Below are 19,122 nucleotides of genomic sequence, written 5' to 3' on the forward strand. Positions count from 1 at the left end.
GTCTATTTCGCCGGCACCGCCTGCACCTTGCGCTTCTTCGACGCCCGCCAGTTCTCGAAGCGCTGCACCACCACGAAGAAGGCCGGAACGAACAGCACTGCGAGGCAGGTCGAGGCAAGCATGCCGGAGAACACGGTAATGCCGATCGACTTGCGCGCGCTGGCGCCTGCGCCGGTCGCCAGCACCAGCGGCACCACGCCGAGGATGAAGGCGAACGACGTCATCAGAATCGGCCGGAAGCGGGCGCGCGCGGCTTCGATGGCGGACTCCAGGATCGGTCTGCCGTCGCGGCCGTGCAGCTCGAGGCCGACCTCGACGATCAGGATCGCGTTCTTGGCCGACAGCGCGATCAGCAGGATGAGGCCGATCTGGCAATAGAGGTTGTTGTCGATCTTGAGGGCGCTGAGAACCAGCATCGGCCCGAGCAGCGACAGCGGCACGGCGAGGATCACCGAGATCGGCGCGTACCAGCTCTCATATTGCCCGGCGAGCACGAGATAGACCAGCAGCATGGCGAGCCCGAACACCCAGTAGATCTGGTTCGAGACCGCCTTCTCCTGATACGACATCGCGGTCCATTCGTAGCCGGTGCCGGGCGGCAGCGTCTTGTCCGCGATCTCCTCCATCAGCTTCAGCGACTGACCGGAGGAATAGCCCTGTGCGGGCAGGCCGATCACGGTCGACGACGGATAGAGATTGTAGAGGCTGATCAGCGACGGTCCGGTGGCGGGCGTGATCTTGGCGACCGTGCCGATCGGGATCATGTCGCCGTTCGAGTTGCGCACCATCATGTTGGCGATGTCGCGCTCGGTGACGCGGAACGCCGGGTCGGCCTGGGTATAGACCTGAAATACGCGGCCGAACTTGTTGAACTGGTTGACGTAGGAGGAGCCGAGATAGGCCGACAATGCCGAGAACACCTGATCCGTCGTCACGTGCAGGGTCTGGGTCTTGACGCGGTCGATCTCGACATTGAATTGCGGCACCGAGGAGCGGAACGAGGACTGCACCCGTTGAAGCGCGCTCTGGCTTTGGGCATTGCTGACCATCGCCCCGGTGATCGCCTGCAGCTTGGCGAAGTCGCTGTTGCCGTCGCGCAGCTCGACCTGCATCGAGAACCCGGCGGCATTGCCGATGCCCTGGATCGGCGGCGGGGGCAGAACGATGGTGCGCGCCTCCATGATGGCCGCGAGCTTGTCGTTCAGTCCGAACACCAAAGAGCGCAGATCCTCGCCGGGGCCTTTGCGCGCGTCCCAGTCCTTCAGGATGATGTAGGCGACGCCGGCATTGGCAAGGCTGGCGCTGTTGTCGAGCGCGGAGATGCCGGCAATCGTGATGACCTGCTGGACGCCGGGTGTGTCCTTGATCAGCTCGCTCGCTCTGTCGAGCACGGCTTGCGTCCGCTCCAGCGCGGCGCCGTCGGGCAATTGCACGGCGGCGATCAGATAGCCCTGGTCCTCGATCGGCAGGAAGCCGGTCGGCACCCGCGACAGGCCGTAGCCGCTCGCTCCGATGATCAGCAGCGCGAACGCGACCGAGATGGTGGCGTGTTTGACGAGAAAGGTGATCAGCCTCGTGTAGGCGCGCTCGACGCGATTATAGATCGCGTTGAAGCCGCGATAGAAGAAGTTGCGCTGCTCGGGCGGGACGGCCGGCCGGAGCCAGAGCGCGCATTGCGTCGGCTTCAAGGTCGCCGCGTTGATGGCGGAGAGAAGCGCTGTCGCGGCGATCACCAGCGCGAATTGCGAATAGATGCGTCCCGTGAGTCCTGCAAGGAACGAGGCCGGCAGGAACACCGAGATCAGCACCAGCGTGATGCCGACGATCGGCGCGAACAGCTGGTCCATCGCTCTGATCGCGGCGTCGTGGCCGTTCATGCCCTGCTCGATGTTGTGCGCTGCGCCTTCGACCACGACGATGGCGTCGTCGACCACGATGCCGATCGCGAGCACGATCGCGAACAGCGTCGACATGTTGATGGTGAAGCCGAGCGCCGCCATCGCGGCAAAGGCGCCAATGATGGTCACCGGCACGGTGGTCGCCGGCACGAGCATCGCGCGCCAGTCCTGCAAGAATATCAGGATCACGACCAGCACGAGCAGGCCCGCCTCGATCAGCGTCATGTAGACCTCGTGCACCGAGGCCTCGACGAATTTGGTGGTGTCGAACGGCGTGTCGTACTTGATGCCCTCGGGGAAGCGTTTGGCGAGTTCGGCCATCTTCTTCTCGACGGCATTCTCGACCTGGAGCGCGTTGGCACCGGGTGACTGGAACACGCCGATGCCGACGGCCGGCTGCTTGTTGAGCGAGAAGATCTGGTTGTACGTCTGCGCGCCCAATTCGACCCAGCCGACGTCGCGCACCCGCGTGACGTCGCCGCTGCTGCCCGATTTGACGATGATGTTCTCGAACTGGCTGGTGTCGTCGAGCCGTCCGTTGACATTGAGCGTGTACTGGAACGCCTGTCCTGGCGGGGTCGGCGGCGCGCCGACCTGGCCGGCCGAGACCTGCTGGCTCTGCTGCTGGATGGCCTGGATGACATCCTGCGGCACGAGGCCGCGCACTTGCAGCTTGTTCGGATCGAGCCAGACACGCATCGAATATTGGCCGGCGCCGAACACGGTGACGTTGCCGACGCCGGGAAGGCGAGAGAGCTCGTCGCGGATGTTGATGGTGGCGTAATTGCTCAGGTAAAGGCTGTCGTACCTGGAATCCGGCGAGGTCAGCGTCACGAACAGGAGGATCGAGGTCGATCGCTTCTGCACGGTGACGCCCTGGTTCTGCACCGCCTGCGGCAGCTGGGACAATGCGCTTGAGACGCGGTTCTGCACCAGCACCTGCGCGAAGTTGAGGTCGGTGCCGATCTTGAATGTCACGGTAAGCGTGTAGGTGCCGTCCGCAGCGCTGTAGGACTGCATGTACAGCATGTCTTCGACGCCGTTGACCTGCTGCTCAATCGGCAACGCCACGGTGTCGATCACGGTCTTGGCGCTGGCGCCGGGATAGCGCGTGGTGACCTGCACGGTCGGCGGCACCACGTCGGGATATTGCGCGATGGCAAGGTTGAACAGAGCGACACCGCCGATCAGGATCATCAGCAGCGCGATGACGTTCGAGAGGACGGGCCGCTCGATGAAGAACTTCGAGATCATGGCTGGCGCTCCTACTTGGCAGACGCCTGCGGCTGCTCGATCTTGGTCACCTGCGGGTCGATCTTCTGGCCCGGGATGACGCGCAAGAGCCCTGCGATCACCACGCGATCGTCCGGCTTCAGACCGTTTTCGATCACGCGCAGGCCGTTGTCGACGGGGCCGATCTGCACCTTGCGCTGCTCGACGATATTGTCGCCGTTGACCACCAGCAGATAGCGGCCGCCCTGGTCGCTGCCGAGCGCGGTGTCGGGAACTAGGAGGGCGCTCTTCTCCTGCTCGAACGGCACGCGGACCCGAACGAAATAGCCGGGCAGCAGCACCCGCTTCTGGTTCGGAACGAGACCGCGGACCGCCAGCGTGCCGGTCGATTGATTGAGCGTAGGCGAGACATAGTCGAGATGCCCCTGGTGCGGGTAGCCGGTGTCGGTCTGGAGGCCGATCTGGATAGGAAACTCCTTGAGGTTGGCGGGTGTCATCCCTCGGCGTGCCGCTTCGGCGCGAATGCGCAGGACGTCCTGCTCGTTAACGGTGAAGTTCACGTAGATCGGATCCATCGCCACGATGGTGGCGAGCTGGGTCGGCGAGGAGACGCCGACGAGCTCTCCGATCGAGACCATGTGCGCGCTGACGATGCCGTCGAACGGCGCCGTCACCTTGGTGTAGCCGTAATTGACTTCGGCGAGCTTGGTGTTGGCCTGGGCCTGCTGGAGGTTGGCCTGCGCGTTGTCGCGGTTCGAGGTCGAGGTGTCGAGCGTGGCCTGCGACACGGCCTGGCGCTGCACCAGCTCGGCCTGCCGCTTGTAATCGGCCTCGGCCTGTCGCAGCGACGCCTGCGCGCCGGCCTCGGCCGCCTGCGCCTGCTCGAGCTTGAGCCTGTAGGTCTCCGGCTCGATCGTGAACAGCTGCGTGCCCTGCTTCACGAAGGTGCCGTCCTGGTAGTCGATCGATTGCAGGAAGCCCTGCACGCGCGCGACGAGATCGACGCTTTTGACCGGAGCGGTGTTTCCGGTGGACTCGATATAGCGCGTGACCGGGCGCTGCACCGGCGTCGCCACGTCGACCTTCGGCGGTGGCGGTGCCACGAAGGTGTTCTTGTCCTCGCAACCGGCGAGCGCAATCACGGCAATTGCCGCTGCCAAGCCTCGTGCCAAGGCTCGCCCGGCATGTCTCCGCACTCTATTGCATCGTGCGGGAGATGCGGGATTCGCGCGCGTCATTCGGTAGCCCCCGATTGCTGTCTGTCGGTGCGGCAGGCTAGCAACAAATGGGCGGCCTTGGAACACCATAGCCATGGCAGTCACAGGCCTTGCACTGCAAACGGTCGTGTGGCCTTTGACAGATTTGTCGTGACCAACGCTTTTCACCGGGCTCACGATCGGCCTGACCGCACCGATAATTATCGGATCGCTTTGCGCATTATGAGGTTACATTCCGGCCCCAGCCAGGCTGGTGCGCATGCCACGCGGCGAGCACATCCTTCTCTTCGTCCGCGGTGAGCCCGACGACCGGGCCGCCGCCGGCGAGGAGCCAGTGAAGCGTGTCGCGCGCGGTGGCGGCCACCGGTCGCGAGGTCAATCCGGCCGCGCGAGCCGGGGAGGTGTCGCGTGTCAGGAATCCGGCATAGTCCGGCAATGGCAGCCACATCGGCAGCGATCGCGGACCTGCCCAGCGCCGCACATCATGCGCTTCCAGAAAGGCACGGTCGATCCAGGTGAACGTGCAGGACGTGTTCAGCGCGGATGCGCATTCGCTCAGGAATTCGCCGCGCGTGCGAGTTGGCCCAATTCCGTCATAGATGCCGGTGAGGTGAATCTCGGCCGCATGGACGATCCATTGCGCGAGATCACGCACGTCGATGAACTGGACGGCATCCTCGGGCGATCCCGGCGCCAGCACCTCGCCGCCCTGCGCAAGACGCGCCGGCCAGTACGCGAAACGTCCAGTCGGGTCCTCCGGTCCGGCGATCAGGCCGGCGCGGCAGATGAAGGCGTCGCCACCGACCACTTGCTCACAGGAAACCTTGGCGGCGCCATAGATGGCGTCGGTGTTGTGCTCGATCTCCGCCCCAACCGGCTCGCGCAGCGGCGCCGTGTCGGCGCGTTGACCCGGGATCCGGTTGTCCGCATAGACACTGATCGTCGACACAAAGGTCCAATGCACGTCCGGTCGCTTCAGCGTGGCGACCGCGCGACGGACCTGGCCGGGCCGGCGCGAGACATCCACCACGGCGTCGAAGGTCTCAGCCGCGAGCGGGGCGAGACCGTCGGCGGCGTCGCGGTCGATCCGCACGAAGCGCGCGCCAGTGGCAATCGGCCCCGCAAGGCCGCGAGCTGCACAGGTCACGTCATGACCGGCAGCGCAGGCATGCGCGGCGATTGCCCGCCCGAGGAACTGGCTGCCACCGAGAACGAGAACGCGCATGAGAGGGTCCGTACGGCCTGTGAGATCGTGAGACTACAACTCGCGGTACCGGTTGCAATCGCCATCTCAGCGCGGCTTGATCTCCGCATATTGCGCCATCGCGCGCTCGAACTTCCTGTTGAACAGCCACATCGCAGCGAAGATCTCGCGGTAGCTTGCCGAGCTGCGCGCCCGGTCGGCCTGTCCGAAGGCGAAGATGCTGTTGTTGCGCAGATACTTCATGACCGTTGGACTTGACACCCTGTAGTTCAGGAGATCGCCCGATCTCAGCGCGGACCGCGTCGGGGTCGGCACGATCTGGATCAACTGGAACAGCTTCATCTGGTCGATCGGGTCGGGCAGCGTCTTCACGATTCCGGGTATCTCACGGAACAGGTCAGCGTGCGCGTTCATCAGGCCATTGCGCACGTTGGTCCAGTGGTTGAAGCGGTGATCGGTGCCGCGGGCCCGGGCCTCTTCCTTGTCGTCTCGCGCACTCAGCGCCGGATCCAACGCGGCGACGTCCGACTTGATCTTCTCCCATTTCCTGCGGCCGTTGCGGTCTTCGGAGGGGCCGGTCTGGAAGCTGCCCATATAGGTGTTCGAGCGCGCATTGCGGACGTTCTGCTTGCCGTTGGTCTCGGCAAAGAACAAACCGAGACTGATGCGACCGGCCGTCTCGGCATGTTCAGGCGCGAGCCCCTTTGCGCGCGCGATCGCAACGGCAAGATCGACGACGTCCTTGACCGGCGTCGGCGAGTTTTGCGCGCCCGGAGGCGGCGCTTCCATGATGTCGAACAGCTTGCCGTACTCGTCGACCAGCGGCTCGATATCGGCATCGAGATAGGCCGGCGGAATCTCGAACTTGTTGGGCCGGCCGATGCGCGACGGCATGACGTCGGTGAGATCCTTGTAGGTGCTGATGACGGCGACACGGGCGAGATATAGCGCCTGTCCCGGCAGATTCGGCAGCGGCTCCTTCGCCTCGATCTGACGCCGCCGCTTCGAGAGGATGGCTTTGAAATCGCCTAGCGCGCGGTCATAGGCGGTGAGTGCCTCGGATTGCCTGGCTGTGAGCGCGGGCTGTTGTCCGTTCGCGGGCGCTGAGATGAAGAAGGCAATAGCCGCAAGGGCTGCAAGACGTCTGGATCCCATGGCCGGTTCCCTGTCGATTCGAGGCCAGCGAGATCGTAAGCACTGGATAAGAGGGCTGGCGAGATGCAAATCCCGCTCAGCCGCAATTCTTACGCGGCGCGATAGTCCGGCGCGGAGGCCAGGAACTTGGCATAGACATCCGCGTCCGGCGGCAGGAAGCGCCCAGCAAGTCCTTTACGCTTCTGGGTCTTCGTGCCGATGTCGGCCATCAGCTCGTCGAAATGGCGATAGTGATAGGGCGCGACGCACAGGCCGCCATAGACGCCGGCGGCCGGCCGCTCGACGCGCCTGAAATGCAGCATCATCTCGATGTTGTCGCGCATCGCTTGTGCCGTCGGCTGGTTGGCGAGCTGGCCGTCGGCGTAGCGCACCAGCCAGTTGGCGGCGAGGTCGGCGCAGAGCACGGTGCAGAATGACGAGTTGAAGCCGACGAAGCCCATGTCAGGCAGGTCAGGACTGGCGATCAGGCGATAGAGCCGGTACTGCCCGTCACCATCGACGAGTTTCTGTCTGTAAGCTTCGGGCAGGAAGGGTACGCCGAGCTTGTAACCGATCGCGAGCACCGCGATGTCTGCACCGACGCGCTCGCCGCCGCTCATCACGATGCTGTCGCCGTCATAACGATCGAAGGTGCCGAACACCGCCTTGATGCGGCCGTCGGCGACCATCGGATAGAAGCCCGGCGTTGCGATCGGCACCGAGCAGTTGACGCCGTCCTCGATCCGCTCGTTCGGCACCATTTTGCATTGCTTCAGCTTGAGCTGGGCCTTCAACAGACTCTCCAGGCCGCGCCAGTTCGCCCAGACCAGCGGCGCAGCGATGCGATGGGCAAGTCGTGACGTCGCGCTGATGCCCCATCCCGGAAACATCTCCTCCTGCGCGCGGATGTAGAGGATGCGTTTGAAGTTCACGAGGCCGCCGATGAAATAAGGGATGCGCCAGACCGGTTCGCGCATCACGATCGTGACCTCGCGCGCGCCCGATTTCACCGCGTTCACCGCGATGTCGGTTGCGGACTTGGATCCGCCGAGCACGACGACGCGTCGCCCTTTCGCCAGGGCCGGATCGCTGTATTTCGACGAGTGCAGAATCTGGCCTCCCTGCGCCAGGAAGGCGTCCTCGCCAGGGCAATGTAGCTCGCGCGGCTCGTTGAACTGCCCGGTGCAGACCGCGACGAAATCGAAGTCTTCGTTCGTGGTCGCGCCGTCCCTGTTTCTCAGCGCGAGCGTCCAGCCTGGCCTGCCGTCGGCGCGGCGAGCCATGCCGGCAACCTCTGTGTCGAGCCGCAGCATGCGGTCGAGACCGAAGCTCTTCGCGTAGTCGGCGAGGTAGGCATGGACCTGCGGCCCGGTCGGCCATTCCGGATAGGCATCCGGCATGGCGCGATCGGTGTAGCGGTAGAGCTGCTTCGGGCTCTGCGTCTGCACGTCAGGATATGAGCGCGCCGGCTCCCAGACGCCGCCGAGATCGCTGCTGCGCTCGACGATGATGACGCGGTGGCCGTGGGTGGAGAACGCTTTTGCGGCGGCAAGGCCGGAGACGCCGGCGCCGATCACGCAGACATGCTTGAGGCTGACCATGGGTTGGCTCGCAATCGATGTGTTTCGCGCGCATGCGGCCACGTTCGGCCGCAGGGCGCGGCCGGCCGAGCTGCAAGCGGATGAAAGTGGACGGGGAAGCCGGCCGCCTAGTCGTTGGCCTCGGGCGGCAGGAAGTCGACCTCGTGCAGCGCGGAGATGCGCACGACCTCTGCGGGATCGGTCAGGTTGTGCAGCTGATTGAACAGCGCCTCCAGCTTTTGCATCGGCGAGACCCAGAACAGTGCCCGGCACGGCTTGTCGGACTTGTTGAAATAGCCGTGCGGGATTCCGCGGGGCATGCGCACGAGATCGCCCGCATGGGCCTTGACCCATTGACCATCGAGCTTGAGATCGAGGGTGCCTTCCTGCACCAGGATAAACTCGTCCTGGGTCGGATGGATGTGCACCGGCACGAACTGGCCGGGATCGCTGTTGGTCTCGAACGCAAAGGTGGAGTCGGTGACGGCCTTCGGGAAATAGACTTGGCCCAGGATGTTCCAGCTTTTGCCGCCGTAGCCCGTGCCGTTTGCAGTAATGCCCTTTTCGAGTGCAGTCATGCTCACCTCCTCATGGATACCGGCAAGGACGGAGCTTCGCCAGCGGTGAGCCGTCTGTCTATCCGATAAACGAATCCCGGCACGGCTGTTGCCATGCAGCACGGAATTTCAGGGGCGCGACCCTTTCCGCATCCGCGAAACTATTATAGGCTTAAAGCAATTCGAGACGCGAAGCGTGGCCGATCATGTCCGCAGCCGTGCTGGAAATGAGCGCAAGGGCGCCCGCAGCCGAGCGGCTCGCGGCCTTCGCCCGCGTCACCACGGATGACGTTGACGAGGCCGCGGAGCAGATCGGGCGCATCTTCTGCCCGCACGATCTCAAGCCGGAGCGGGCGCGAGCGGCCGGCTTCTCCGCCCGGCACAATTGTGCGGCCTTCGACGGCTTCTCCATCAACTACGTGGCCTATGGCGGATCGGTGAGCATCGATCCGGGCTGCCTCGAGCGCTTCTTCCTGGTGCAGATTCCGCTGGCGGGCAGCGCCCGTATTCGTTCAGGCGTCGGCGAGTTCGATGTCGTGCCGGACCGCGCCGCGTCGCTGTTGTCGCCGACCATCCCGACCCGGATGATGTGGAGCGATTGCGCGCAGGCGATCCTGCTGCTCGACCGCCGCATGGTCGAGCAACGCGCCGCGGCGCTGTCGGGCAGAACGGCCGGCACGGTCGAATTCGATCCGGTGATCGACCTGGACGCGCCGTCCGGGCGGGGCTTGCAGGCCAGCCTTGCCGGGCTGATGAATCTCGCCGAGCGTTTTGGTCCTTCCGGCCGGCTTTCGCCGGTTGCCATGGTCGACTGGCGGGAGCTGCTGCTGGATCATCTCCTCAACGGGCAGCGGCATGGCTTGTCTGATGCGATCAGGACGTTCTCAGGGCAGGCAGAGCGCCTGCCGCGTGCGCTCCGTGCCGCGCGCGACCATCTGGCGGATCATGCCGGCGAGCCGCTCGATCTCGGTGAGCTCGCTTGCGTGTCCGGCATTGGCATCCGCGCGCTCCAGCTCGGCTTCCGCCGTCACTTCGGCGTCTCGATTTCGGAGATGCTGCTCGACATGCGCCTCGCGAGCCTGCACGCGCGCCTCGCGCAGGCCGCACCCGATGCCTCCATCACCGACATCGCCTTCGATCTCGGCTTCACCCATCTCGGCCGCATGGCCGGCGCCTACCGCGAAAAATTCGGCGAGACGCCGTCGGCGACACTGCGGCGGAGGATGAGCTAGCTTACCGACCCAGGCCAGTTCCGCGACTGCACCACGCTGCTCACGAATTAACGTGTACGAAATCGCGCAGCAGCGGATAAATCTCGTTGTTCCAGCGCTTGCCGGAGAACACGCCGTAATGGCCGACGCCGGCCTGCATGTGGTGGACGCGCCGATAGGCGCGCACGCCCGTGCAGAGGTCCTGCGCGGCCAGCGTCTGCCCGATCGAGCAGATGTCGTCCTTTTCGCCTTCGACCGTCATCAGGCCCATGCGGCTGACCGCCTTTGTGTTCACGGGGCGGCCGCGATGCATCAGTTTGCCCTGGGGCAGGAGGTGCTCCTGGAACACGTCGCGCACGGTCTCGATGTAGAATTCCGCCGGAAGATCCATCACCGCGAAATATTCGTCGTAGAAAGTCTTGATCGTCGCGGCCTTCTCCGTCTCGCCCTTGGCGATGTGGTTGGCGAGATCGAGATGCTGCTTGATGTGGCGCTCCAGATTCATCGAGACGAAGGCGGTGAGCTGAACGAAGCCGGGGTAGACCTTGCGGAGCGCGCCGCGGCACTGCACCGGCACGTAGTTGATCAGATTGCGCTCGAACCACTCGATCGGCCGGCTCTTGGCGAATTCGTTGACCCTGGTCGGCTGGATCCGCGTGTCGATCGGCCCGGCCATCAGCGTCAGCGTCGCCGGCCGCGCGGGATGATTGTCCTCGCACATGATCGCGGCGGCCGCGAGAGCCGACACCGACGGCTGGCAGATCGCAACCATATGCGGGCGGGGGCCGAGCTGCCCGAGGAAATCGATCAGGTGCTCGGTGTAGTCGTCGAGCCCGAAGCGGCCTTCGCTGCGCGGAATGTCGCGCGGATTATGCCAGTCGGTGATGTAGACGTCGTGATCCTGGAGCAGCGTCTTCACGGTGCCGCGCAGCAGCGTCGCGAAGTGGCCGGACATCGGCGCCACCAGCAGCATGCGCGGCTGCTCGCCCACGCCCTCCTTTCTGAAGTGCAGCAGTGAACCGAACGGCGTTGCGTAGGCGATCTCCTCGGTGACGGCGGCCTCGCGGTTGCCCACCATGACGCTGTCGATGCCGTAGGCGGGACGGTCATAAGTGAGGGTGGAGCGCGAGATCAGCTCCAACGCCGCCGACAGCCGGCCGATGACCTGATCGGACGCGCCCTGCGGCACCAGGTTGAGGAATTTGAGCGCAGACGAAGCCCCCGCCCGCCACGGCGCCGTCAGGTCCATGTGGTTCTGAAAGGCCTGATAATACATCGACATCATACTGAAATGCTCATCCGTCCCGTGCTGCCATGCAATAAGGACGCCAGACGACAGTCGCGGCCTCCCAAACTGGCACGTCGCTTGCTGCTCATGCCGCGGCAAGCGCGGGCCGCGGGCAACCGGGCCGATGTCGGGACGAGGGAAGGGGCCATATGGCGAAGGCGACACTGACCATCAGCAGCAAGAATTACTCGTCCTGGTCGCTGCGTGGCTGGCTGCTGACGAAATTCTCCGGGCTGGATTTCGAGGAGATCGTCACCGCACCGGATGATGCGTCAGCGCGCGCCGAGATCCTGCTGCTGTCGTCGTCCATCCTGGTGCCGTGCCTGCGGCACGAGGGCGCCGTGGTCTGGGATACGCTGGCGATTGCCGAATATCTCAACGAGGTGATGCCGGACGCCGGGCTGTTGCCGGCCGACCGCATTCAGCGCTCGCATTGCCGCTCGATCTCGGGCGAAATCCATTCCGGCTTCACCACGCTCCGAGCCTCGCTGCCGGTCAACCTGAAGGGACACTTTCCCGGCTTCAAGATCTGGTCCCGGGCACAGGCCGACATCGACCGGGTCTGGTTCATCTGGCGCGACTGCCTGGAGAAATCCGGCGGCCCCTTCCTGTTCGGTGCGCAGCGCACCATGGCGGATGCCATGTACGCCCCGGTGGTGACGCGCTTCGTGACCTATGACGTCAAGCTCGCGCCGCCGCTGCAGGCCTATGCCGACACCATCATGGCGATGCCGGAGATGCAGGAATGGGTCGCGGCGGCGAGGAAGGAGCCGGCCGAGATCGAGGAACTCGAGGTCGAATATTAGGCAGGTGCTGCGCAGCCCTGCCTGTTTCGGCAGCCGAAGTCCTCCCGAGGCAGCCCGAATAGCTCTACCCTTGCCACGATTAACCTTTGGAGCCGGGGCCAGGCTTGGGCGATCCGCCGCGCTGCCGAGATGTTGTGCGTGCCTACGGAGCCGTCGCGACATCTAGCCGTGAACAGGCGCGTACACGGCGCTTACGCTGATTCGGACGCGATTCGTTCGGGCCGCGTTCCGGAGGTTAAGCCGGAGCGCGGCGCCGTCGCATTTTGAAACAGAAACTGCCTTCAGGCGGCCCCGCGTTGCTTCACGCGCGGCAGGCGCCAGCCGATCACGGTTGCTTCGACCGCAATGCCGGCCTCATGGTTCTGCCAGCGTCCCTCGACATAACGGCAGGCGAACGGCAGCTGATACGTTCCGCTGTGATCCTCGCATAGCACTTCGAGTGGCAGGCCTGGCGGTGGTTCTCCGGCGCCATCGAATTCCGCCAAACGTCTATCGCGCGTTGCCATTCCAATATTCTCCCCTAAACAAAGCCGCGGATAGAGCGCCCACTTCTTTCCGCGCGCGGATCAACGTTCCCCGTCCGAGGGAACAAGCGCAAGCTCACCGCGAGAATGCGGTACGAGTGTGGTAGCGTCGCGTGGCCCTGCACAAACAGTGCACATTGCCGTGAACGATTGGATGAGGAACCTTCATGCTGCTTCGAGGACCCGGCATTTGTTTCGCAATGTTGCTGCTCGTCACGCAGGTAGCCCTGCCTGTGCTCGCGCAGGACGTGCCTGGCATCGAGATCTGCACGGTCGAGAAGACCATGGAGCGGCGTACCAGCTGTCTTCAGAGCAACGTAGATTTCCTGCAGAAGACCATCACCAAGCTCAATCTCGATCACCAGCAGAAGCTGGATGCTGCGGGTCGCCAGATCGATGCGCTGAAGACGAGCCTCGCCGGCATGCAGAAGACGCTCGCCGATCTTCAGGCCGCGCAGGCGAAGTTCGCCGACGATCTGAAGAAGAAGCAGGACGCGGCGCCCGCGAAGGACGGGAAGTAAGCGGCGATCACGTCACGCGATAGCACTCCATCACGCCACGATCCGGCTCATAGCCGAGCCCCGGGCCTGTCGGCACGGCGACATGTCCGGTGGCATCGCTGTCCGCTCGGCCGCCCCAAAGGCAAGCTTCGCGCTTGAGATAAAATATCTCGACCAGACCATCGTCACGTGTCGCGAGCAGGTGCAGCGTGGCCAGCAGGCCCGGACCGAAATACGGCGAATGCGGGACGATCTTGATGCCGCGCCGATCGGCCAGCGCGGCGACCTTCAGGAATTCGCTGATGCCGCCGACCTTGATCACCGAGGGCTGGGCGTGGCTCACCGCGCCCGCTTCCATCATCTGGCGGAATTGATATTCGGTGCAGGCGTTCTCGCCGGCAGCAATGCCGAGGCCACCCTGGTCGCGCACCTCGGCAAGCGTGGCAAAGTCTTCCGGCGGCCAGACCGGCTCCTCCAGAAACATCGGTTGCGCATCCCGGCATGTCTTCGCGAACGCGATCGCCTGCTCGCCGGTGAGTGGACAGTTCATGTCGACCATCAGCGGAATCTCTGGCCCGATCGCTTCGCGCGCGGCAAACACCGCCGGCGCCGTCGTCTCGTGCAGCTTGATCGCGCCATAGCCGAGCGCGAGCGCCTTCCTGCATTCACTGGCGATGTTGTCGGGCGAGCCGATCCGTAACAGGCTCGCGTAGGCCGGGATCGCCGTGCGCCTGATCTCGCCGAGCAGGCGATGCAGGGGGACGCCCTCGATCTTCGCAGCCAGGTCCCACAATGCGATATCGAGCCCGGAGATCGCGAACATGGTGATGCCGTAGCGGCCGAACAAATGCAGATTGCGCTGGATCTGCTCCATCGCGGCGGGAATGCCGGCTGCGTCGGGCACCTTCAGTCCGCGGGCCTGCGGCGCGATCATCTCCTCGACGGCGCTGCGCGTGGTGCGCGGGCAGACATAGGCGAAGGCATCGCCCCAGCCGGTCAATCCGGAATCGGTCGTGACCTCCACGAGCACCATATCGAGCGCGGAAATGGCCGAAGCGCCCTGGCGGAAGCTCGCGACACCGGCGTCATAGGGAATGCGGATATGGTGCGCCCGCACATCGGTGATTTCCATGATCCGGTTCCTCTTTCTCGTGAGCGGTTTGCAGGAGTGTAGCCACGAACGCCGGGGCGTTGCCAGTGGGTATTCCGTGACTACCCTCATGCAAAGGACAGCAATGCCGATCAAGCAGATCGGTACCGACGGGCGCATCATTGCCGCGCTTCGAACGAGGACGATCACCGTGAACCCAGCCCAGCGAGCGCTCTGGTACATCGAGAGCCATCTGGCCGAGCCGATGACGCTCGACGAGATCGCTGCGATATCGGGCGTGTCACGGTTCCACATCGTGCGTGCGTTTGCCGCAGCCACGGGATTTCCCGTGATGCGATACGTGCGCGCGCGACGGCTGACGGAAGCGGCGTGCAGCCTGGCAAGGGGCGCACCCGACATCCTGTCATTGGCGCTGAAGGCGGATTACGGCTCGCACGAAGCCTTCACCCGCGCGTTCCGCGACCAGTTCGGCACCACGCCCGAAGCGGTCCGGGCCACGACTTGCGTCAGCTATCTCAGGCTACAGGAGCCGATCCTCATGGACTCCACCATGCTCGACCATCTTGCCCCGCCGCGTTTCGAAACCGCAAAGACCTTCCTGGTCGCCGGACCCGTCGCGCGCATCTCTTGCGACAACGGCGCCATGATCCCCGGCCTGTGGCATCGCTTTCAGCAGGAGGTCGCCGACATTCCGGCGCGCGTCGGCCAAGGAAAAAATCAAGCCGCCTATGGCGTCTGCTGCAATGGCGACGATGCCGGCAATTTCGACTACATCGCGGGTGTCGAGGTCGCCGATTTCTCCGATCTGCCGCGCCGCTACGGGCGTATCCGCATCCCCGAGCAGCGCTATGCCGTGTTCACCCACGAGGACCACGTCGCCTCGATCCGGCGCACGGTGAACACGATCTGGAATCAATGGCTGCCCGCCTCGGGCTTGAAAGCCGCGGATGCGCCGAACTTCGAGCGCTACGACGAGACATTCGATCCCTCAACCGGCCATGGCGGCTTCGAGATCTGGCTGCCGGTGCGAGAGTAGCGCGCAACGCTGGCATACCGCCTCGCTTGCTTGGCAAGCCCCGGCGACTTTGTCATAACCGCAGGCAAATCTTGCCTGCGGGGCCCGTGCCGGACATCCCGTGCAAGCCATAACAAGCAGCCGGGAGGGTCCCACATGTCCAACGTCCGCGTTCTCGCCACCGACCTCGAATTTCCGGAAGGGCCGGTCGTGATGCCGGACGGTTCGGTGGTATTGGTGGAGATCCGGGGCCAGCGCCTGACCCGTGTTTATCCAGATGGCCGCAAGGAGATCGTCGCCAAGATTCCGGGCGGCCCGAACGGCGCTGCCCTCGGGCCCGACGGCAAGATGTACATCTGCAACAATGGCGGCTTCTCCTGGATACCGACCCGCAACATGATCATGCCGGGTCCGCAGCCCGACGACTATCTCGGCGGCTCGATCCAGCGCGTCGACCTGCAAACGGGCAAGGTCGAGACCGTCGTGACGAATTGCGGCGCGCACGATCTGCGCGGGCCGAACGATCTGGTCTTCGACAAGCAGGGCGGCCTCTGGTTCTCCGATCTCGGCAAGCGCCGCGCACGCGAGATGGACGTCGGCGGCATGTATTATCTGAAGCCCGGCATGAGCGAGCTTGTCGAGATCGTGCATGGCATATTGCCGGCGAACGGCATTGGCCTGTCGCCGGACGAGAACACGGTCTACATCGCGGAGACGCCGACCGGGCGGCTCTGGGCCTATGAGCTCTCGGCCCCGGGCACGCTGAAGCCGCGCGATGTGATCTATCGCGGCGAGCGGGGCAAGCCGATCTGCGGCCTCGGCGGCTACCAGATGTTCGATTCGCTCGCGGTGGAAGCCGGCGGCAACGTCTGCGTCGCCACGCTCGTCTCCGGCTGCATCTCGGTGATCGCGCCCGACGGCACGCTGGTCGAGCAGGTCGCGACCGGCGACCGCGTGACCACCAACATCGCCTTCGGCGGCCCCGAGCTGAAGACCGCCTACATCACGCTGTCGGGCAAGGGCGAGTTGATCGCCATGGACTGGCCGCGCGGCGGTTTGCCGTTGAATTTCTTGAATATGTGAGCCAAGCCGTCATTGCGAGGAGCGAAGCGACGAATCTATCCAGACTGCTTCTGCGGTAAGACTCTGGATTGCTTCGCTTCGCTCGCAATGACGAAGGAGAGACTTTCAATGCCCTGGCCCGATCCCGTAACCCTGCGCGGACAGCACGCCCGGCTCGAGCCGCTGACGCATGATCACCGCCAGGGACTGATCGAGGCCGTCAAGGACGGCGAGCTGTCGAAGCTCTGGTACACCGCAGTCCCAACGCCGGAAGGCATGGCGAAGGAGATCGACCGCCGCCTGGCCTTGCAGGCCGCGGGCTCGATGCTGCCCTTCACCGTGTTCGATTCGACCGGCAGGATCGTCGGCATGACGACCTACATGAACATCGATGCAGCCAATCGCCGCGTCGAGATCGGCTCCACCTGGTATGGCAAGAGCGCGCAGCGCGGTCCGCTCAACACGCAGTGCAAGCTGCTCCTGCTGCGACACGCCTTCGAGACGCTGAACTGCATCGCAGTCGAGTTCCGCACCCATTTCTTCAACCACCAGAGCCGCCGCGCCATCGAGCGCCTGGGCGCCAAGCAGGACGGCATCCTTCGCAGCCATCAGGTCGCGCCGAACGGCACCTTGCGCGACACCGTGGTCTACAGCATCACCGCCGCCGAATGGCCGACGGTGCAGGCGCATCTGGAATTCCAGCTCAACGACAAGCCGCGCTAGTCATGATGTGCACCGATCTTGCCGCGAGCTCGATCACCTCTCCCATAGGGAGAGGTTGCGCCAGAGGTGTTGGCACGTGCGGCTGCAATTTACCTGATCTCACGACACGATAGGGGCGCCCGAGGCACCATGGACAGATTTGATTATGTGATCGTCGGCGCGGGCTCCGCCGGTTGCGTGCTCACCAGCCGGCTGAGCGAGGATCCCAACACCAGCGTCTGCGTGCTCGAGGCTGGCCCGAGGGATTGGCATCCCTACATCCATCTGCCGGCGGGCTTCATCAAGACCTTCCATATGAAGAGCATCAACTGGGCCTATCAGCAGGAGCCTGGGCCCTGGACCGGTGGCCGCAGCATCTATGCGCCGCGCGGCAAGACGCTGGGCGGCTCGTCCTCGATCAACGGCCACATCTACAATCGCGGCCAGCGCATGGACTTCGACACCTGGGCGCAGATGGGCAATCGCGGCTGGGGCTATGCCGACGTGCTGCCCTACTTCCGGCGGCTGGAGAAGCGCATCGGCGAGGGGGAGGACACTTATCGCGGCCGCGAGGGCGGCCTCACCGTCACCACGATGGACTGGCGCGATCCGCTCTGCGAGGCCTTCATGGAGGGCGCGGTCTCGCTCGGCATTCCCCGCAATCCCGATTACAACGGCAAGACGCAGGAAGGCGTTTCCTACTGCCAGCGCACCATCAACAACGGCCTGCGCGTCTCCGCGGCCACCGCGTTCCTCAAGCCGGCGATGAAGCGGCCGAACGTGCACGTGCACACGCATGCCCACGCGACCGAGATCATCTTCGAGGGCAAGCGCGCCGTCGGCGTGCGCTACATGAAGGGCGGACGCGGGGGGCACCCCGTCGAGGTGCGGGCCAACAAGGAGGTGATCCTCTCCGGCGGCAGCTATAATTCCCCGCAGCTCTTGCAGCTCTCCGGGATCGGCTCACCCGATCTGCTGCAGCAGCACGGCATCGCGGTGCGTCACTCGTTGCCGGTCGGCGAAGGCCTTCAGGATCATTATGCGCCGCGCACGGTCGCGCGCGTCAAGAACATCAAGACCATCAACGAGCTCCGCCGTGGCGTCTCGCTGTGGATCGAAGCCATGAAATGGGCGACCGCGCGGCGCGGCCTGCTCTCGCTGTCACCGACCATGGTCTATTGCTTCTGGCATTCCGGGGAGAGCGCGGAGAGCTCCGACCTCCAGCTTACCTTCACGCCAGCGAGCTACAAGGAGGGCGTGCAGGGCCAGCTCGAGGACGAGCCGGGCATGACCGTCGCGTCCTGGCAGCAGCGCCCCGAGAGCCGCGGCTATGTCCGCATCCGCTCCAGCGATCCGTTCGCGCCGCCGATCATCCAGACCAATTATCTCGACGCCGAGCTCGACCGCCGCGTCGTCGTCGGCGGCATGAAGCTCGCCCGCAAGCTCCTGAAATCCGCGCCGCTGGCGCCTTACTATGCCTACGAGGATTTCCCCGGCCCCAACGTCAACACCGACGACGAATTTCTAGAGGCCGCCACCCAGCGCGGCACCACCACCTTCCATCCCGGCTGCACCTGCCGCATGGGCCCGGCGGATTCGACCTGGGCGGTCGTCGACGACCAGCTCCGCGTCCACGGGTTGGAGGGCCTGCGCGTGATCGATGCGTCCGTGATGCCGCGCATGATCTCGGCAAACCTCAATGCCTCGACGATGATGATCGCCGACCGCGCCTCGGACTTGATCCGCGGCAAGCAGCCGATGGAAGCCGCGCGCATTCCGGACGCGGCGATGGCATGAGAGCTTGATAAGGTGGGTTACGATATCGAGCGCTAGGAAAAATCTGGCCACACCAAGAGAGATCTGCTTGCGGTCAGCGACATCCTGAGCTGACAAAGGCGGATTTCGCCAAAGCCTGGCCGTTCTCTGAAGTCTTTCCTGATCTCAGCGCATCCAAGCGTTGGCGAATGCGGCAATCGCGTCAGTGGCGCGATCCCGGCGACTTTCGCGCGGGTGGAGGAGACCAGAACGAACTTGGCTCGCGGGAGAACGCGGCATAAGCCGTCCGATCGTCGCAGTGAGG

Annotated in this window: 16 protein-coding genes; 7 read left to right on the plus strand and 9 right to left on the minus strand. The window is 64.5% G+C overall.

Going from position 1 to position 19,122, the window contains the following annotated elements; all coding sequences use genetic code 11:
* Positions 1–2 precede the first annotated feature (2 nt).
* The 6 genes from K408_RS0115390 to K408_RS0115415 form a co-directional block, all read right to left on the minus strand.
* Positions 3–3,152: an efflux RND transporter permease subunit gene (locus tag K408_RS0115390; RefSeq protein ID WP_024339442.1), complete on the minus strand. Its 3,150-nt coding sequence runs from the start codon at positions 3,150–3,152 to the stop codon at positions 3–5.
* Between the two features lie 11 nt (positions 3,153–3,163).
* Positions 3,164–4,369, minus strand: coding sequence for an efflux RND transporter periplasmic adaptor subunit (locus tag K408_RS0115395; RefSeq protein ID WP_024339443.1), 1,206 nt, complete (start codon positions 4,367–4,369; stop codon positions 3,164–3,166).
* Between the two features lie 199 nt (positions 4,370–4,568).
* On the minus strand, positions 4,569–5,573 hold the full coding sequence (locus K408_RS0115400; protein WP_024339444.1) for an NAD-dependent epimerase/dehydratase family protein: 1,005 nt from the start codon (positions 5,571–5,573) through the stop codon (positions 4,569–4,571).
* A gap of 66 nt (positions 5,574–5,639) precedes the next feature.
* Positions 5,640–6,707, minus strand: a complete 1,068-nt coding sequence (locus K408_RS0115405; RefSeq protein ID WP_024339445.1) for a hypothetical protein — start codon at positions 6,705–6,707, stop codon at positions 5,640–5,642.
* An 89-nt stretch (positions 6,708–6,796) separates the two neighbouring features.
* Entirely contained in the window at positions 6,797–8,287 is a 1,491-nt protein-coding gene (locus tag K408_RS0115410; protein WP_024339446.1) for a flavin-containing monooxygenase, read from the minus strand.
* Between the two features lie 107 nt (positions 8,288–8,394).
* Positions 8,395–8,844, minus strand: coding sequence for a cupin domain-containing protein (locus K408_RS0115415; RefSeq protein WP_024339447.1), 450 nt, complete (start codon positions 8,842–8,844; stop codon positions 8,395–8,397).
* A gap of 185 nt (positions 8,845–9,029) precedes the next feature.
* Between K408_RS0115415 and K408_RS42740 the strand changes: the two genes are divergently transcribed.
* Entirely contained in the window at positions 9,030–10,055 is a 1,026-nt protein-coding gene (locus tag K408_RS42740; protein WP_024339448.1) for an AraC family transcriptional regulator, read from the plus strand.
* A gap of 40 nt (positions 10,056–10,095) precedes the next feature.
* Here K408_RS42740 and K408_RS0115425 read toward each other — a convergent pair whose 3' ends face one another.
* Positions 10,096–11,319: a polyhydroxyalkanoate depolymerase gene (locus K408_RS0115425; RefSeq protein ID WP_024339449.1), complete on the minus strand. Its 1,224-nt coding sequence runs from the start codon at positions 11,317–11,319 to the stop codon at positions 10,096–10,098.
* Positions 11,320–11,471: 152 nt separating this feature from the next.
* On the opposite strand from K408_RS0115425, the gene K408_RS0115430 reads away from it, so the two are divergent.
* Positions 11,472–12,128 carry a glutathione S-transferase family protein gene (locus tag K408_RS0115430; protein ID WP_024339450.1) on the plus strand — a complete coding sequence of 219 codons (657 nt, stop codon included), beginning with the start codon at positions 11,472–11,474 and terminating at the stop codon, positions 12,126–12,128.
* A 281-nt stretch (positions 12,129–12,409) separates the two neighbouring features.
* Here the strand turns inward: K408_RS0115430 and K408_RS0115435 are convergent, their stop codons facing one another.
* The gene (locus K408_RS0115435) at positions 12,410–12,634 is read right to left on the minus strand and encodes a hypothetical protein (RefSeq protein WP_024339451.1); all 225 of its coding nucleotides are present in this window, start codon (positions 12,632–12,634) and stop codon (positions 12,410–12,412) included.
* A 185-nt stretch (positions 12,635–12,819) separates the two neighbouring features.
* Here K408_RS0115435 and K408_RS0115440 point away from each other — a divergent pair, with 185 nt between their 5' ends.
* Positions 12,820–13,173 carry a hypothetical protein gene (locus tag K408_RS0115440; protein ID WP_024339452.1) on the plus strand — a complete coding sequence of 118 codons (354 nt, stop codon included), beginning with the start codon at positions 12,820–12,822 and terminating at the stop codon, positions 13,171–13,173.
* A 7-nt stretch (positions 13,174–13,180) separates the two neighbouring features.
* Here the strand turns inward: K408_RS0115440 and K408_RS0115445 are convergent, their stop codons facing one another.
* The gene (locus tag K408_RS0115445; protein WP_024339453.1) at positions 13,181–14,284 is read right to left on the minus strand and encodes a mandelate racemase/muconate lactonizing enzyme family protein; all 1,104 of its coding nucleotides are present in this window, start codon (positions 14,282–14,284) and stop codon (positions 13,181–13,183) included.
* A 169-nt stretch (positions 14,285–14,453) separates the two neighbouring features.
* Here K408_RS0115445 and K408_RS0115450 point away from each other — a divergent pair, with 169 nt between their 5' ends.
* The 4 genes from K408_RS0115450 to K408_RS0115465 all read left to right on the plus strand — a co-directional run bounded on the left by K408_RS0115450 (position 14,454) and on the right by K408_RS0115465 (position 18,839).
* A complete protein-coding gene (locus K408_RS0115450) occupies positions 14,454–15,299 on the plus strand; it encodes an AraC family transcriptional regulator (RefSeq protein WP_024339454.1) in 846 nt (281 codons plus the stop codon).
* Between the two features lie 135 nt (positions 15,300–15,434).
* Positions 15,435–16,361 (plus strand): SMP-30/gluconolactonase/LRE family protein, encoded by a 927-nt coding sequence (locus K408_RS0115455; protein ID WP_024339455.1) that lies wholly within the window; start codon positions 15,435–15,437, stop codon positions 16,359–16,361.
* A gap of 108 nt (positions 16,362–16,469) precedes the next feature.
* Positions 16,470–17,063, plus strand: a complete 594-nt coding sequence (locus K408_RS0115460; RefSeq protein ID WP_024339456.1) for a GNAT family N-acetyltransferase — start codon at positions 16,470–16,472, stop codon at positions 17,061–17,063.
* Between the two features lie 129 nt (positions 17,064–17,192).
* Positions 17,193–18,839 carry a GMC family oxidoreductase gene (locus K408_RS0115465; protein ID WP_024339457.1) on the plus strand — a complete coding sequence of 549 codons (1,647 nt, stop codon included), beginning with the start codon at positions 17,193–17,195 and terminating at the stop codon, positions 18,837–18,839.
* The last annotated feature ends 283 nt before the right edge of the window (positions 18,840–19,122 follow it).

The sequence above is a fragment of the Bradyrhizobium sp. in8p8 genome (assembly GCF_000426845.1).
GTDB classification, from domain to species: Bacteria; Pseudomonadota; Alphaproteobacteria; order Rhizobiales; family Xanthobacteraceae; genus Bradyrhizobium; species Bradyrhizobium japonicum_C.

Bases quoted from the DNA above. Each gene is read 5' to 3' on its own strand.
- K408_RS0115390 (WP_024339442.1), bottom strand. From the start codon at position 3,152: ATGATCTCGAAGTTCTTCATCGAGCGGCCCGTCCTCTCGAACGTCATC.
- K408_RS0115395 (WP_024339443.1), bottom strand. From the start codon at position 4,369: ATGACGCGCGCGAATCCCGCATCTCCCGCACGATGCAATAGAGTGCGG.
- K408_RS0115400 (WP_024339444.1), bottom strand. From the start codon at position 5,573: ATGCGCGTTCTCGTTCTCGGTGGCAGCCAGTTCCTCGGGCGGGCAATC.
- K408_RS0115405 (WP_024339445.1), bottom strand. From the start codon at position 6,707: ATGGGATCCAGACGTCTTGCAGCCCTTGCGGCTATTGCCTTCTTCATC.
- K408_RS0115410 (WP_024339446.1), bottom strand. From the start codon at position 8,287: ATGGTCAGCCTCAAGCATGTCTGCGTGATCGGCGCCGGCGTCTCCGGC.
- K408_RS0115415 (WP_024339447.1), bottom strand. From the start codon at position 8,844: ATGACTGCACTCGAAAAGGGCATTACTGCAAACGGCACGGGCTACGGC.
- K408_RS42740 (WP_024339448.1), top strand. From the start codon at position 9,030: ATGTCCGCAGCCGTGCTGGAAATGAGCGCAAGGGCGCCCGCAGCCGAG.
- K408_RS0115425 (WP_024339449.1), bottom strand. From the start codon at position 11,319: ATGATGTCGATGTATTATCAGGCCTTTCAGAACCACATGGACCTGACG.
- K408_RS0115430 (WP_024339450.1), top strand. From the start codon at position 11,472: ATGGCGAAGGCGACACTGACCATCAGCAGCAAGAATTACTCGTCCTGG.
- K408_RS0115435 (WP_024339451.1), bottom strand. From the start codon at position 12,634: ATGGCAACGCGCGATAGACGTTTGGCGGAATTCGATGGCGCCGGAGAA.
- K408_RS0115440 (WP_024339452.1), top strand. From the start codon at position 12,820: ATGCTGCTTCGAGGACCCGGCATTTGTTTCGCAATGTTGCTGCTCGTC.
- K408_RS0115445 (WP_024339453.1), bottom strand. From the start codon at position 14,284: ATGGAAATCACCGATGTGCGGGCGCACCATATCCGCATTCCCTATGAC.
- K408_RS0115455 (WP_024339455.1), top strand. From the start codon at position 15,435: ATGTCCAACGTCCGCGTTCTCGCCACCGACCTCGAATTTCCGGAAGGG.
- K408_RS0115460 (WP_024339456.1), top strand. From the start codon at position 16,470: ATGCCCTGGCCCGATCCCGTAACCCTGCGCGGACAGCACGCCCGGCTC.
- K408_RS0115465 (WP_024339457.1), top strand. From the start codon at position 17,193: ATGGACAGATTTGATTATGTGATCGTCGGCGCGGGCTCCGCCGGTTGC.